Consider the following 14,531-nt stretch of genomic DNA (forward strand, 5'->3'; position numbering starts at 1 on the left):
AGCGGTTTCCCTCTAGAATATAAATTTAATTTATGTTTTATTTTGACTATTGTTCATTTACTCGTAGTATATATTAGGTTTTAGGGATTTTATAAATTAAATTATTTGCATGTTTAAAACTTTAACACAAAATTTAACGAAGATTTTTGATAAGCTAGTTAGCTCAGGCATTTTGACGGAAGCCCAAATAGATGCTGCTATGCGGGATATAAGAGTGGCTCTTTTAGAGTCAGATGTTGCATTACCGGTGATAAAAGATTTTATAGCGGAAGTTAAACAGAAAGCTTTAGGGCAGGAGGTTATTAAGTCTGTTTCACCTGGACAGATGATAATTAAAATTATCCATGAAGAGATGATAAATCTCTTAGCTTCAAGTGAAAGTGAGACAAAGCTAAATTTAAATTCAAAGCCGCCCGTGAATTTCCTAATGGTAGGGCTGCAAGGGAGCGGTAAAACTACGGCGAGTAGTAAGCTTGCTTTACGGCTTAGAAATCAAAATAAGAAAGTTTTACTTGTTTCTTTGGATACTTACAGACCGGCCGCACAAGAGCAACTCGCTATACTTGCAAACTCAGTACAGATTAATTCATTACCTATTGTGCAAGGTGAGAAACCCCTCGATATTGTCAAAAGAGCTATTGCTGAGGCTAAAATTTCTGCTTATGATGTCGTAATTTATGATACGGCAGGTCGTACACAAATTGATAAAGCGATGATGGAGGAAGCGCTTGCAATAAAAAAGATAGTGGAGCCTACAGAAACTTTGTTAGTAATCGACAGTATAACAGGGCAGGATGCAGTAGTTACGGCAAGTAGTTTTAATGAAAAGTTAGAAATTTCAGGATTAATTTTATCTAGAATTGACGGCGATTCCAAGGGTGGTGCAGCACTCAGTGTAAAATATATTACTAAAAAGCCGATTAAATTTTTAAGTAGCGGTGAAAACCTAACTGATTTAGAAGAATTCGATGCTGAACGTTTAGCTTCTCGAATACTGGATATGGGTGATATTATCTCTTTTGTTGAAAAAGCAGCTAGTATTGTTGATAGAGAAGAAGCCGAAAAAACGGCAGCTAAATTAAAAAAGGGTAAGTTTGATTTAAATGATTATCTTCAGCAAATGAGAAGTATAAAAAAAATGGGAGGTTTTGGAAGTATACTTAGTATGTTACCGGGTAGTGGTAAAATTATGGATCAAATAGATCAATCAAAATTAAATAGTAAAATAATTGAACATCAAGAAGCAATTATTTTATCTATGACGTCAAAAGAACGTAAAAATCCCGATATAATTAATGCTTCTCGTAGGAAACGTATAGCTGCTGGAGCAGGAACTACGGTACAAAAGGTAAATATTTTGCTAAAGCAATATAAACAAATAAGCGAGATGATGAAAAAAGCCAGTAAAATAAATCCTAAAAATCTATTACGTAGCGGAATTGGAAAATTGTTTTCTTGAATTTATATTATATCTACATTATGTCATTCCTTGCGAAGGCGGAAATCCAGTCAAGCATATAAAAACAAGTTTTTATATGGTTATTTTATCAAGTATGTAACTTTTGTAGCAATATTGAAGTTATTTTTCTGGATTCCCGCCTACGCGGGAATGACATCGAGTAGGTTTTCCGATCCATGCAACAATGCCGACTTGATCGCGGGATCCAGTTAAAAATACTAAAATTATATGGACCCTGTGGTCAAGCCACGGGGTGGCCTTTTCCTTAAGTTGACACCCATGTATCTTCGCAGGAATGACATCGACGGTTTTTTTTAAACTATCCGGTAGTATAATAAGTAACACATATTGACCTAGTATTAAATTTAATTAATTTTTAATTTCAAAGCATTTGCAAAAAATGTATAAATATTGATCAAATAATTGGCACTATCTTTTAAATCACTACCACTACCATGCCCACTATCTACACTTTCTAGAAAGTAAGTTTTAGTATTTGGGTTTTTCTCAAGCACATACTCAAAAATTCTTCCATGCCATGGGTGTACACGCTGCTCTAATACTGAATCTGTAATTAACATAGCTGGGTATTTGTGCGTTAAAGATAAATTCTCTAGCGGTGCATATTTTTTAATATGTACTAAATCTTCTACTTTTGCTGGATCACCATATTCTGTAACCCATGAATGTCCTGCTCCGAATTCTTTATATCGTATCAAGTATCGGCATTTACATGTTATAGCTCCAAATAAATCAGGACGCTGCGTTTACAACACTTACTAGCAATCCGCCGTTACTTCCCTCCTTTAATTCCTAAATACTCAGGGCTAGTAATATTTTGCTTTATTAAACCCTCTGCTACTGCAATAAAATCATTCAAGCCGGTTTGACGTTTTATTCCTTGAGCCGCCTTATGCCACTTAGGACCAAACTCTCCGCCACCTCTAATATTGGCAAGAACACTAACCACGCCATGTTTAACCCATACTTCATTTTCCATGCGAGAGAAATATGGAGAGTTGATTACTTGAAAACCGCCGTATGCTTCAAGTAATGTTGGATTCTTACCATCAAATTTTGTACCTTTTTTATAGACAATAAAATATGGTATTTTAACTCCATCCGAGCTTGTAGCTTCCTTTTGATCTACAAATAATTTTTGCTATCAAACGGATATAAAGGCTTTCTAATAACTTTTAATTCATGAGTTTTATCCCATAAATAGATAGTTGGAGGTACTATAGAATTTTCTATAGTAATTAATGCATCTTCTTCCTCATCATCAGACAACATACCACAAATTGTATTTTCATAAGGCAGTTTTAAAGTTACCGGTTTTGTCCATTCATTATTTTCTAATGTAAATGTTACTACTTTTGAAATAACATTCTCATAGCTAGTTAAAAATACCGTATCTTTAGTCATTCCTACAAAATACAATACTTCCCTCTCTGTTGGGGTAAATAATATTTTTAAGCTAGCTTTATCGCTATCTTCTTTTAGAAGATCAGCGTATTGTATGGCAACAAGTGAACCTGCTTTATATTACTATCTTTAAATTGCCAATCGGAACGCAGTAGCCAAAATACATATTCTTTAAAAGAACCTTCAGGTGTTGCATCTGATGGCATATTTATTTTTTGTCATTTTAAGCTTTCATCTTTAGTATCTAAAATATAATTATCGTAATTATAAAAATCCTTATCTGCAGATATCAATATTAAAGATGAAGAAATATTATCGGATAAAAGCTTACTGGCTGATACACGTATATAATTCTTTGGTATTTCAAATAGTTTTTTGGCTTTCTCTATAGGTTCCTCTCGCTTCCATATGTAGAGCGAGCTAGGATATAAAGAGTCAGTCACTTCCTCTTGATGCAAAACTGGATTAAATATAATAGTATCTTGATCAACCCAAGTAGGGACAGTAGATTTACCTTCTAGTAATTTTCCGCTACTTGTTTTTGGCTCAAAACCATTTTTTACAAAATCTTTTTTCTCTAAATCCCATTCTCTAAAAAACATCTCATCCTTACCGCCAAATGACATGGTAATTAAGAAACGATTAGGGTTTTAAAAACAATCACTCCTACCTCGATACATTACTTTTTTACCGAGTTTTTTGGATAATTTATCAAAATCGATTAGAACTTCCCAATTTGGTTTATCTTTCGAGTAATTCTCAACCAATGTCCTACGCCATAACCCTTGCAGGTTTTTATAATCCATCCAAAAATTATACACGTAACCTTTACGTATAGCACCAAAAGGAGTTTTTCTTTGATCATAGCAAACAGATTCTATTTCTTTCTTAACTACCTTATAAGTAGGCATAGATTGGCAAGCCTTTTCTGTTTTATCAGTACGCTCTTTTGCTCATTTTAGAGCTTCAGCTTCTTCTAGAAATTTAGTGTTTTTTGGGTTATATATTTGTTCATTATTACTTCCCATAGCTTGAACACAAAAAGTTAATAAAAAAATTATAGTGGGTAATTTTTTTTCATAATTTTAATAATATCTATTAAATTAAAAGCTTTATTTAAAGTTTTCTTTGAATTAGAATAGTGTTTTATCATACACCTTGAATAAAACCTAAGCTAGCACTAGCAAAAATACAAAATATGAGAGTTATGGCTAATGATTTAAGTATTTATATTCATTGGCCTTTTTGTTTGTCAAAATGTCCGTATTGTGATTTTAATTCTCATATGGCAAGTACTATAGATCATAATCAGTGGCTTAAATCTTATGAAACTGAAATTGAATATTTTAAGGATATTATTCAAAATAAATATATAAAATCTATTTTTTTTGGGGGCGGTACTCCCTCTTTAATGAATCCTGTAATAGTTGAAGGAATAATAAATAAAATCAGTAATCTAGCAATTATTGATAATCAAACCGAGATAACTCTAGAAACTAATCCCACATCCTTTGAAACTGAAAAATTTAAAGCATTCAAAGCCGCCGGAATTAATCGTGTTTCAATAGGAGTGCAATCCTTAAAAGAAGACGATTTAAAAAAATTAGGTAGAACTCATGATTGTATGCAGGCCATTAAAACAATTGAGGCGGCAAATACGATTTTTCTACGAGTGTCATTTGATTTAATATATGCACGTAGCGGTCAGACATTAAAAGACTGGCAAGAAGAATTAAAACAAGCTATGCAGCTCGCTACCTCGCATATTTCTCTTTATCAATTGACTATCGAAAAAGGTACGCCGTTTTATAAATTATTTAAGGAGGGTAATCTGATTTTGCCGCATTCAGATGCGGCAGCTGAAATGTATGAATGGACGAATCATTATCTAGAATCTAAAAAGTATTTTAGATATGAAATATCCAATTATGCTATGATAGGGCATGAATGTTTGCATAATTTGACTTATTGGAATTATAATAGCTATTTAGGTATAGGCCCTGGAGCTCATAGTAGAATCATTGAATCCTCAAGTTCGGTATCGGCAATTATGATGTGGCATAAACCTGAAAAATGGTTAGATTCGGTTAAAACAAAAAATGTTGGTGTTCAAACTAATACTAAGTTAACACATCAAGAGATTATTGAAGAAATGCTAATGATGGGTTTACGCCTTAGCAAAGGTATAAATATTTCTACATTAGAGCAGAAATTAAACACGAAATTAGAGAATATTTTAGACATGAATAATCTTAAGTATTATCAAGCGTTAGACTTAATTAGACTAGATGAAAATATCTATCTTACCGACAAAGGTTTAATGCTGCATAGCTACATAGTACCTAGATTGATTATATGAAAATTATTCAAGTAATTTTAAAGTTTATAATTATTTTTATTATTTCTTCTATTCATGTTATGGAATGTAAACTTGAGTTTAAGACCGAAAAGATATATGTGAATGGTGTTGAGTATGATCAAAAAGTCGGAAATCCAATTACACCGATAGCAGATGCTATTAAAGCAGATAATATTGATGAAGTAAAAAAATATTAGATGAGGGATATGGAGTAAATTAACCACACTTGGGCTGGACTCCTTTAGATTATGCTATATCGAATAATAATAGAAAAATTGCCGATTTTTTATTAAAGTGTGGTGCATCCATGAATTTAATCCATATAAATATAGGATTTATGAAGCCGGAAATTGCCGAACTTTTAATTAATCAGGGAATGAGTCCTAATTTAAGATATGAAGACGGTATTACCGGAATGATGCTAGCCGTAGAAAGAAATAATCTTGATTTAATAAAACTTTTGCTTAAGTTAGGTGTTAATCCTAATGTTCAAAATTCTAAAACCGGAATGACTTCCCTTATTATGCATCATCATATCTTAATGTTGAACCTACTCGTATTTTATTAGAATATGGGGCAGATCAAAAAATTAAAGATTTTAAAGGGAAAAGAGCTTTAGATTGGATAGTGGTGGATGCTAATAGAACTTTACATGCTTCTGACGCAGAATACTATACTGCTTTATTTGTTGCTCCATTTAAAACTAAACTGAAAATTATAAAAGAAAGAAATAGCATAAAGACTCAAAACAAAGAAAAGAAAAAAGAAATAAAAAAGCTTCTCAATTCTCACCGTTAAATTTTTGTAGCGTTTCTATTTATACTGCACAAGTTAGGATAAAAACCTATCTTAATTTTCTGCCTTATGTTCTGTCTCTGTCATTGCAAGAAAATTGCATAGCAATTGACGAAGTAAGGAAGAGAAAAAATTCTGATTTACAGAATTTTTTTATTATTTTTTGGGGAGTGCCATGCAGTCTACGACTGCATGTTGTTGCATGTATCGGACAAACGCATGCGATGTCATACTGTGGTTTGACTATTATATCTATAAAAATAACTTCTGATACTAATAATTTTAGTATTTTAAGCTGGATACCGCGATCAAGTCGCGGTATGACAACTGAAAAATCGATCCATGCAACAAGATCCTATCTACTGGACAATTACCACTATTCTATGAATGCTCGCAATGACGTTTTTACGTGATTTACATAAAACTGTCTGGTATGATGGTTATTATACCCATATCCAAGGGGTTGAGCAGCATTTGCTAATATACCTTGGTTTATATCTTTCACTGAATCTATTCTAATAAAATAATGGTCTTTCCCATCCCATTTAGGACTATAGCTATCTCTTTTATGTAAAACCGTTTTATTGCTTAATACAACAATATCACCGGACATAACATATATATAGTTTTGAATAGATTTTTGATCTACGATTCCTCTAATTTGATTTAAAAACCCTGCTGTTCTTTGTGTTTCAGGAATAGCATCCATTTTTATTCTGCTATAATAACCGGTAGCATGTTCTACTAATAAAGGGAGGTTCTTGCTCACTATTTTACATGAAAAAGAATCTGCACTTATTACTGTAAATTCATTACTAAGCCCGATTAAGATATCTTGGTAGCTCAATTGATTTAATATATCTTTAAGGCTAATATATACTATAGGTAGATTCTCATGTCCTTTATGTACAATCCCAAAAATTCAATAGTCAACTATAGGAGATAAGTTGTAACTCTTCTTGGTCATTGACAGTATGCAGCATCGACATGCCAATCTCAATCATTATACGGCAATTGAGAACTACGTTCATTATGAGAATTACGTCTTGGTGCTACTGCTCTAATAATATTCTTATCTTCCTCTTTATATAATACAGGCAAACTACCAATTATCCCTATTACTCCATACATATGACAAATTAATTCTTCTATTCCGCTAATCCGTACCTCACCGTCATAGGGAGTCATTATATCATAATTTTTTTGATCGATATTTTTTATATGTATCATTAATTTCTTTTGTATAATTATTTTGTATCTACTAAATATAAATCTTTGTTTTCTTTCAACCAGCTAGTTAATCTAACGATTTTATTGTTTAAATTTTCTAATTTTGCTATACAAGTTTTTTCATCTAAAATTTCCCTCCAAACATTATAGCACGCATTATTATAGTCAATATTAGTATCTTCAATGATGCAATAATCCCCTTCTTCAAAAATATTATTATGAAAATATTCTAAAATACCTATAGTATTAAAAGTATAGGATGTACTATTGCAGATATTTTTTCTTTTGAGAATATTACCTCTACTTTATTAGAATCACCTTGTAAAAATTCTATTCTATTATCTTCTTTTACGGCTTGATCAATATTTTCAAAATCGATATCTATACTAATAACTTTACCGTCTTTTACCGATAAACTTTGTATATCCACTAACCAAAGGGCGGAAGCTCCTTTAAAACTTCCAAATTCAATTATGGTTTTGGGTTTTAATGCTTGAATTAAACCTTGAGTAGTAACAATCTGAAAAGGACTTTTTTGTAATGGTATATTTTCCCAATTAATATCACAGCTATTTTCAGCGATAGAATACCAAAACGATTCAGGTATATCACTTACTGAAGTTCTATTATTTATAGATACAAACCTTTTTGATTGTACTGTATTATTTAGGAAATTTAGCATATATCTTCAACCTTAAGTTAAATAACTATTGTAGTGCATACTTTAGATTCTAAAATCAGTAGTTTTTTAAACCAAAAATTGAAAATAAGAAAAGAAATTTTGATAACTATATTTTAATTTCGCTTTTCCTTGGATTCCCGAGAAAGCGGGAATGACATAAAACGCATTTTTCAATCCAGATAACAATGCTTATAGTTGTTCACAATGACAATGTCTGGTCTTAGTCAGCAATATATCATTAAGATAAATATACTTCCTTATCTAAAGTATCTTCGCTGTTATCTATGATCATAGTAATTGTTGCATCACCGGTAATATTGATAGTAGTACGTAGCATATCAAGTATTCGGTCAATACCAGCAATAATTGCTACTCCCTCTATAGGTAAGTGAACCGAAGAAAGAACCATAGGAAGCATTATCAAAGAGGCACCAGGAATACCGGCACCACCGATAGATCCAAGTGTTGAGGTGAGAATAATTACTAAATAGTCGTGAGGAGCAAGTGTTACTCCAATCATCTGAGCAAAAAATATGGTGGTAAGAGATAAATTTATAGCAAAGCCGTCCATATTAATTGACGCACCTATCGGAAGTACGAACGAAGTACTAGACTCTGAAATGCCAAGCTTTTCACGACAAACTTGCATAGTAGTTGCAAGAGTCGCCTTGCTACTTGAAGTAGAAAAAGCAAGTATCTGATACTCAAAACTTTTCTTATAAAAAGGTATAGGTGAAACACGACAGAATACACATATAAGTAAGCCAAAAACTAAATATTGGAATGTCATCGCCACAACTACCGCTACAACCAGTTTCGATAAACTAATCATTACCTCAACTCCCTGCATGCCTACAATCCAGCCTGTTAAAGCAAAAGCACCGTAAGGGGATAATTGAATAACAAACGATATCATTTTTAGTATTAATTTTGACATTACATGAATTAAATCAGTAATAGGTTCACCGATAGATTTCATTTTGTTTAAGGTAATTCCAACAAAAATAGCAAAAAATACAACTTGTAAGACATCACCGTTTGCAAAAGCCCCAACAGCATTATCAGGGACGATATTTACAAAAAAATCAATTATATTAAATGAAGTTCTGCTTGTCGTTCCTGAAGAGGTGAAGTCTATATGTACGCCTACTCCTGGCTTTAATACTAAGGCAACAGTGAGTCCAAAAACCGTGGCAAAAAAAGTAGTACCTAAAAAAGCGGCTACCGCTTTCATTCCTACTCTACCAAGGGCAGAAGTATCATTCATACTAGTGATACCGGAAACCAAACTGAAGAAAATTAAAGGGGTAATGATCATTTTTATCAAACGTAAGAAAATGTCACCGATAGGTTTAATATAATTAACATATTGTGGTAAGTATATACCGAATATAATACCTAAGATTAACCCTAAGGTAACTTTTTGCCATAATTTCATAATTTACTTACTTAATTTTTAAATTTGCTCGACTATAAGTTTATTTATTATTTTGGTCAATCCATTCTAAGTACTTTTGAAAGCCATAGTCAATATTTATTTTTATTATTTGCGGTAATTCATAATTATGAATTTCAAGGAGTTTATTTTCAATTTCGTTATAATTAGAAGATTTTGTTTTAATTACAAGTCTATATTCAGTTTCTAAAGTTACTCTACCATCCCATCTAAAGTAACTTTTGACATCGTCAATTTGAATGCAGGTAGTAAGATTTAATTCTAACAAAACAGATGCTATTTTCTCGGCAATTTGCAAATCATTAGTAGTAGTTAAAATTAAACAGCAATCTTGCATGCTTAAACCTCAACAAAACAATTTGGTGTTTCATATAGTTTGAGGCTCGTTACGAAGAAGTTTTGACTTACGAAAAGTTTAGGAAAAATTTCATTCTTTAAATGCGTCGCTATATTTTCTGCAGTCGGGTTACTTTGCATGTAATATATTTTTTGACCAGTACAATTTTCTATTTGTTGTCCCATTTCCTTATCGTCTTGATGTAGGATTAAGCTATGATCAAAATTTTCATCAATCCATTTTTTAGCTAAATCCTTAATTAAACCAAAATCGATTACCATACCAAGTTTATCGGTTTTGTTTGCGGCTATAGCAATCTCAAGAACATAGCGATGACCGTGCAGGAATTGACATTTATTTTGATGTTCTATAATTCTATGTCCTGCATCGAACTCAATACGACGAGTACATTTTATCATTATTATATATTTCCTTTCTTTGAATGATTGTACCTTTTTTTCAAAGGGTAAAAACGGGACCACGTCATTGCGAGGAAAATTACGAAGTAATTGACGAAGCAATCTCAGGATATTTGATGAGATTGCCACGCAGCCTACGGCTGCTCGCAATGACAATTTTTTACAAATTTAACAATAACTTTTCAGGATTCTCAATAAGCTGCTTAATTTTTACCAAGAACGATACTCCTTCTTGCCCGTCAATTATACGATGATCGTAAGATAAAGCTATATACATCATCGGACGTATTTCAATTTTACCGTCTATAACTACAGCTCTTTCCTCGGTTTTATGTAAGCCTAGAATACCTGATTGAGGAGGATTAATAATCGGTGTAGATAATAATGAGCCATATACGCCTCCGTTAGAAATCGAGAATGTCCCACCTGACAAATCAGCCATAGAAAGCTTACCCTCACGAGCTTTTTTAGCCAAAATTCCTATAGCTTTCTCCACTTCGGCAAATCCCATTTTATCGGCATCCCTAACAACCGGTACAACAAGCCCTTGCTCTGTTCCAACAGCTACGCCTATATCATAGTAATTTTTATATACTAAATCATCGCCGTCTATTTCAGCATTGACCGACGGAATAAGCTTTAAAGCTTCAATTGTTGCTTTAACAAAGAAAGACATAAACCCAAGTTTCACAGCGTGCTTTTTCTCAAACTCTTCTTTATATTGATTACGCAAAGCAATTACTTTTGACATATCGATTTCATTAAAAGTAGTCAAAATAGCTGCTGTATTTTGTGAATCTTTTAAACGCTGTGCAATAGTTTTACGCAAGCGTGACATACGAACACGCTGCACTCTTTCTTCATTAGATTTACTTATTGCAGGAGCAGAAGTAGCCGTAGTGTTTATTGTTTCAAGCACGTCACCTTTGGTAATTCTACCGTCTCTACCTGTTCCTTTTATATTATTGGGGTCAAGCTTATTTTCGGTAACTAATTTTTGTACAGAAGGAGCAAGAGTATTATTAGCCACGGCAGGTTTTTCTACAGGCTTTCCTGAAGTAGGTTGCGTCACTGCTTGAGCTTTAGCAGATTCATTATTAGTACCGGCAGTATTTGCAGCTGCCCCTTCATTTATTTCGCCTATTTCTTCGCCAACTGCTACATTTGCACCGTCAGTTTTCGATATTTTACCTATAGTACCGTTGCAAGGAGCATTAACTTCTAAAGTCACTTTTTCGGTTTCGATTTCTAACAGTAATTCATCGGTTTTAACCGAATCGCCTTCTTTCTTATACCATTTGGCAATAGTTGCTTCCGTTACGGACTCCCCAAGCGACGGTACTATAATTTTAACGCTCATAATTTATTTTACTCCTATATTTGTATAGCATCGCCCTGTATAGTTTTATCGTCATTGCGAGAAGACGCTATAAGAGTCGACTAAGCAATCTCAGGAATTTGCCTGAGATTGCCACGCTCCTTTTAGTCGCTTGCAATGACGATTATTAGGCAATACCATAAGAATCATATTCCCAATGCTGCCCTTAATAGCTTCTCTTGCTGTTTATTATGTGCTTGCAGCGAGCCTACTGCCGGAGAGGCTGATTCCGCTCTACCTACATATTTAAATTCATTATTAATTCCTGCTTCTTTTAAAGCATCGTTTAAGTGAGACACTATATAACACCAAGTTCCCATATTCTTTGGTTCTTCCTGACACCAAATAAATTCCTGCGTCCTATTATATTTTTTTAATAGCGATGCTACAAGTTTTTTTTCAAAAGGGTATAATTGCTCAAGCCTAATAATCGCTATATTACTGTTATTGCCACGCATTTCAAATAGATCGTAATATACCTTACCGCTGCATAAAATTACTTTAGTAATATTGTTTGTATCTACTTTAGTTACTTCATCTAAAACCGGTAAGAAAGTAGTATTTTCACCTAGCTCGTCAAGTTTAGATACGGCATATTTATGACGTAATAATGATTTCGGCGACATTACGATTAACGGTTTACGGGTATCATCAAGTATTTGGCGACGTAGCAGATGGAAAATCGAAGCAGGGGTAGTAGGGTATGTAACATACATATTATTCTCAGCCGCCAGCTGTAAGAACCTCTCAAGTCTTGCCGAACTATGCTCCGGTCCTTGTCCCTCAAATGCATGAGGTAACAAAACCACAAGCCCGCTCATACGAAGCCATTTAGTTTCGCTGCTTGAAATAAACTGGTCAAAAATAATCTGAGCTCCATTAGCAAAATCACCGAATTGTGCTTCCCATAAAACTAAATTTTTTGGGTTTGCGAGTGAATAACCATACTCAAAACCAAGCGTTGCATATTCAGATAAATTACTATCGGCTACCTCGTATTTTGCTTGCTCTTTAGATAAATTATTTAGAGGTATATAGGTAGTATCATCAATTTGGTTGTGCAATACTGAATGACGATGCGAGAAAGTACCGCGTCCCGAATCTTGTCCGGTTAGCCTTATATTTGTGCCTGAAGCAAGCAAGCTTGCAAAAGCTAGCTGCTCTGCCGTTGCCCAATCAATAGGTTGATCAGCTGTTAGAGTAGCTTTTCGAGCTTTAAATAGTTTTACAAGTTTTGGATTAACGGCAAAATCTTTCGGTATTTCGCATAGTTTAGTTCCTAAATCGTGTAATATTTTTTTACTGATACCCGTTATTGTAGCTTGTGTACGAGTACGAGAAATACCTTGCCATAATCCGCCTAAGAAATGTGCTTCTTGCTTATAACTTTTTGCCTGCTCATATTCCTTATCTAGTTTTGCTTTAAATTCTTCTTTTAACTTAGCAAAATAATTATTGTCGATTACACCGCTTTTTACTAACTCATTTGCGTAAATATTTCCAGGGGTCAGTTTGTTTTTAATAATGTTATACATCTTGCCTTGAGTATACATCGGCTCATCGCCCTCATTATGCCCGTATTTACGGTAACAAATAATTTCTACTACAACATCCTTACCGAATTTCTGCCTGTATTCTACCGCAATATTGGTGGCTTTTAACACTGCTTCTATATCGTCACCATTAACGTGTAAAATCGGGGCAGCTATGATTTTAGCAAACTCCGTAGAATATCTACTAGCTCTAGTATCTGCAGTATTAGCCGTAAAACCTAACTGATTATTAATGACGAAATGCAATATCCCGCCGATATCATAAGCAGCTAAAGGTGACATTGATAGACTCTCGGCAACCACGCCCTGACCGCAAAAAGCAGCATCGCCATGCACTAAAATAGCTTTGACTTTGCTACGTTTAGTATCCCCAAGAATATCTTGCTTTGCTCTTACTTTTCCTGCAACTATAGGATTTACCGCTTCTAAATGTGAAGGGTTATAGGCTAGCGACAAGTGTATTTTCTTATCCTCTAGAGTTCTATCGGACGAATAGCCTAAATGGTATTTTACATCGCCTGAAATATTTAGCTCATCAGGAAATACGCTGCCGCTTATGAAGCCCGCAATAACGGCTTTATATGGCTTACCTACTACTTTAGTGAGAGTGTTTAATCTCCCTCGATGTGCCATACCTATAACGATTTCTGAGACGCCCTGATGCATGGATAAATCTATAGCTTTACTCATAGCAACTATAGAAGCATCACCACCCTCAACGGAAAAACGCTTAGCTCCGGGAAATTTTGTATGTAAATACTGCTCAAACCCTTCTACTTCTACTAAATCATTTAAGATAGTTTTTTTGTCTTCAGAAGAAAATGTAACTTCGCTTTCTAGCTTATTATATAACCAGTTTTTTCCTTCTACATTTTCTATTTGCTCAAACTCTACACCTATAGAACCTGTATAAACTTTATCGAACTTGGTCACTAATTCAGATAATTTACAGTTCCAAGTACCGACAAATTCATCCGTAATATTGATATTTTCTTCTAGCTGACCGCTATCAAGACCAAAAGTTTCTATATTAAGCTTTAAATCATTTTTTGTTTTACGTAGCTCAAGACCAAGCGGATCAAGATTCGCTAAATAGTGAGCATGCTTGCGATAAGCATTGATCATTTCTTTAGCTTTTAAACTATTTAAGTCTTCAGAAGATAAATTATTATTTAACGATTCTTTTTTTATTTCATCAGGGATAATTATTTTTGCCGTACTTTTATTGAGTAAAGTATTATTATCCTTAATGCCGGCAAAAAATTCTTGCCAAGTTTGATCAACCGAGGCAGGGTTGGCTAGATATTGCTTATATAGCTCTTCAACAAAAACAGCATTCCCGCCAAATAAATAACCTGTTTTTTTTAAGTCTTCTTCCATATTATTGTTTGTATTGTTTAGTTTTTGTCATAAGCCGTCATTGCGAAGATACCTAATC

Annotated in this window: 13 protein-coding genes and 1 pseudogene; 5 read left to right on the top strand and 9 right to left on the bottom strand. The window is 33.6% G+C overall.

Features of this window, described 5'->3' with window-relative positions:
- Positions 1 to 109 precede the first annotated feature (109 nt).
- Positions 110 to 1,459, top strand: coding sequence for a signal recognition particle protein (ffh, locus tag MCI_RS05120; RefSeq protein ID WP_014409945.1), 1,350 nt, complete (start codon positions 110 to 112; stop codon positions 1,457 to 1,459).
- A gap of 365 nt (positions 1,460 to 1,824) precedes the next feature.
- Here ffh and MCI_RS10335 read toward each other — a convergent pair.
- Positions 1,825 to 3,912 (bottom strand): annotated as a pseudogene (locus MCI_RS10335) (prolyl oligopeptidase family serine peptidase).
- Between the two features lie 170 nt (positions 3,913 to 4,082).
- Here MCI_RS10335 and hemW point away from each other — a divergent pair.
- From hemW to MCI_RS08595, 4 genes are read left to right on the top strand one after another with little or no spacing between them, the layout of a single operon-like run.
- Positions 4,083 to 5,243, top strand: coding sequence for a radical SAM family heme chaperone HemW (gene hemW, locus MCI_RS05160; RefSeq protein WP_014409946.1), 1,161 nt, complete (start codon positions 4,083 to 4,085; stop codon positions 5,241 to 5,243).
- On the top strand, positions 5,240 to 5,440 hold the full coding sequence (locus MCI_RS05165) for a hypothetical protein (protein ID WP_014409947.1): 201 nt from the start codon (positions 5,240 to 5,242) through the stop codon (positions 5,438 to 5,440). The genes hemW and MCI_RS05165 overlap by 4 nt, the downstream gene beginning before the upstream one ends.
- Positions 5,441 to 5,469: 29 nt before the next feature.
- Positions 5,470 to 5,811 (top strand): ankyrin repeat domain-containing protein, encoded by a 342-nt coding sequence (locus MCI_RS05170; protein ID WP_014409948.1) that lies wholly within the window; start codon positions 5,470 to 5,472, stop codon positions 5,809 to 5,811.
- 59 nt (positions 5,812 to 5,870) lie between these two features.
- Positions 5,871 to 6,041, top strand: coding sequence for a hypothetical protein (locus MCI_RS08595; protein WP_156794971.1), 171 nt, complete (start codon positions 5,871 to 5,873; stop codon positions 6,039 to 6,041).
- 373 nt (positions 6,042 to 6,414) lie between these two features.
- Here MCI_RS08595 and MCI_RS09965 read toward each other — a convergent pair whose 3' ends face one another.
- From MCI_RS09965 to MCI_RS05215, 8 genes are all read right to left on the bottom strand, one after another.
- Positions 6,415 to 6,885 (bottom strand): hypothetical protein, encoded by a 471-nt coding sequence (locus tag MCI_RS09965; protein WP_232202642.1) that lies wholly within the window; start codon positions 6,883 to 6,885, stop codon positions 6,415 to 6,417.
- Positions 6,886 to 7,034: 149 nt separating this feature from the next.
- A complete protein-coding gene (locus MCI_RS05185) occupies positions 7,035 to 7,226 on the bottom strand; it encodes a hypothetical protein (protein WP_041404242.1) in 192 nt (63 codons plus the stop codon).
- A 280-nt stretch (positions 7,227 to 7,506) separates the two neighbouring features.
- Positions 7,507 to 7,950: a CmcI family methyltransferase gene (locus MCI_RS09085; protein ID WP_014409950.1), complete on the bottom strand. Its 444-nt coding sequence runs from the start codon at positions 7,948 to 7,950 to the stop codon at positions 7,507 to 7,509.
- 238 nt (positions 7,951 to 8,188) lie between these two features.
- Entirely contained in the window at positions 8,189 to 9,388 is a 1,200-nt protein-coding gene (locus MCI_RS05195) for a dicarboxylate/amino acid:cation symporter (RefSeq protein ID WP_014409951.1), read from the bottom strand.
- A gap of 40 nt (positions 9,389 to 9,428) precedes the next feature.
- A complete protein-coding gene (gene cutA / locus MCI_RS05200; protein ID WP_014409952.1) occupies positions 9,429 to 9,743 on the bottom strand; it encodes a divalent-cation tolerance protein CutA in 315 nt (104 codons plus the stop codon).
- A gap of 2 nt (positions 9,744 to 9,745) precedes the next feature.
- Complete coding sequence (locus MCI_RS05205; RefSeq protein WP_014409953.1) at positions 9,746 to 10,162, bottom strand: 6-pyruvoyl trahydropterin synthase family protein; 417 nt, start codon at positions 10,160 to 10,162, stop codon at positions 9,746 to 9,748.
- A gap of 160 nt (positions 10,163 to 10,322) precedes the next feature.
- On the bottom strand, positions 10,323 to 11,522 hold the full coding sequence (odhB, locus tag MCI_RS05210; RefSeq protein ID WP_014409954.1) for a 2-oxoglutarate dehydrogenase complex dihydrolipoyllysine-residue succinyltransferase: 1,200 nt from the start codon (positions 11,520 to 11,522) through the stop codon (positions 10,323 to 10,325).
- 164 nt (positions 11,523 to 11,686) lie between these two features.
- On the bottom strand, positions 11,687 to 14,473 hold the full coding sequence (locus MCI_RS05215; protein WP_014409955.1) for a 2-oxoglutarate dehydrogenase E1 component: 2,787 nt from the start codon (positions 14,471 to 14,473) through the stop codon (positions 11,687 to 11,689).
- Between the last annotated feature and the right edge of the window lie 58 nt (positions 14,474 to 14,531).

This window comes from Rickettsia montanensis str. OSU 85-930 (assembly GCF_000284175.1).
Lineage (GTDB): Bacteria > Pseudomonadota > Alphaproteobacteria > Rickettsiales > Rickettsiaceae > Rickettsia > Rickettsia rickettsii.

Excerpts from the sequence above, each read along its gene's own strand:
- MCI_RS05195 (WP_014409951.1), bottom strand. The coding sequence starts at position 9,388 with ATGAAATTATGGCAAAAAGTTACCTTAGGGTTAATCTTAGGTATTATA.
- MCI_RS05165 (WP_014409947.1), top strand. The coding sequence starts at position 5,240 with ATGAAAATTATTCAAGTAATTTTAAAGTTTATAATTATTTTTATTATT.
- MCI_RS05215 (WP_014409955.1), bottom strand. The coding sequence starts at position 14,473 with ATGGAAGAAGACTTAAAAAAAACAGGTTATTTATTTGGCGGGAATGCT.
- MCI_RS05205 (WP_014409953.1), bottom strand. The coding sequence starts at position 10,162 with ATGATAAAATGTACTCGTCGTATTGAGTTCGATGCAGGACATAGAATT.
- ffh (WP_014409945.1), top strand. The coding sequence starts at position 110 with ATGTTTAAAACTTTAACACAAAATTTAACGAAGATTTTTGATAAGCTA.
- cutA (WP_014409952.1), bottom strand. The coding sequence starts at position 9,743 with ATGCAAGATTGCTGTTTAATTTTAACTACTACTAATGATTTGCAAATT.
- MCI_RS09085 (WP_014409950.1), bottom strand. The coding sequence starts at position 7,950 with ATGCTAAATTTCCTAAATAATACAGTACAATCAAAAAGGTTTGTATCT.
- MCI_RS05185 (WP_041404242.1), bottom strand. The coding sequence starts at position 7,226 with ATGACTCCCTATGACGGTGAGGTACGGATTAGCGGAATAGAAGAATTA.
- odhB (WP_014409954.1), bottom strand. The coding sequence starts at position 11,522 with ATGAGCGTTAAAATTATAGTACCGTCGCTTGGGGAGTCCGTAACGGAA.
- hemW (WP_014409946.1), top strand. The coding sequence starts at position 4,083 with ATGAGAGTTATGGCTAATGATTTAAGTATTTATATTCATTGGCCTTTT.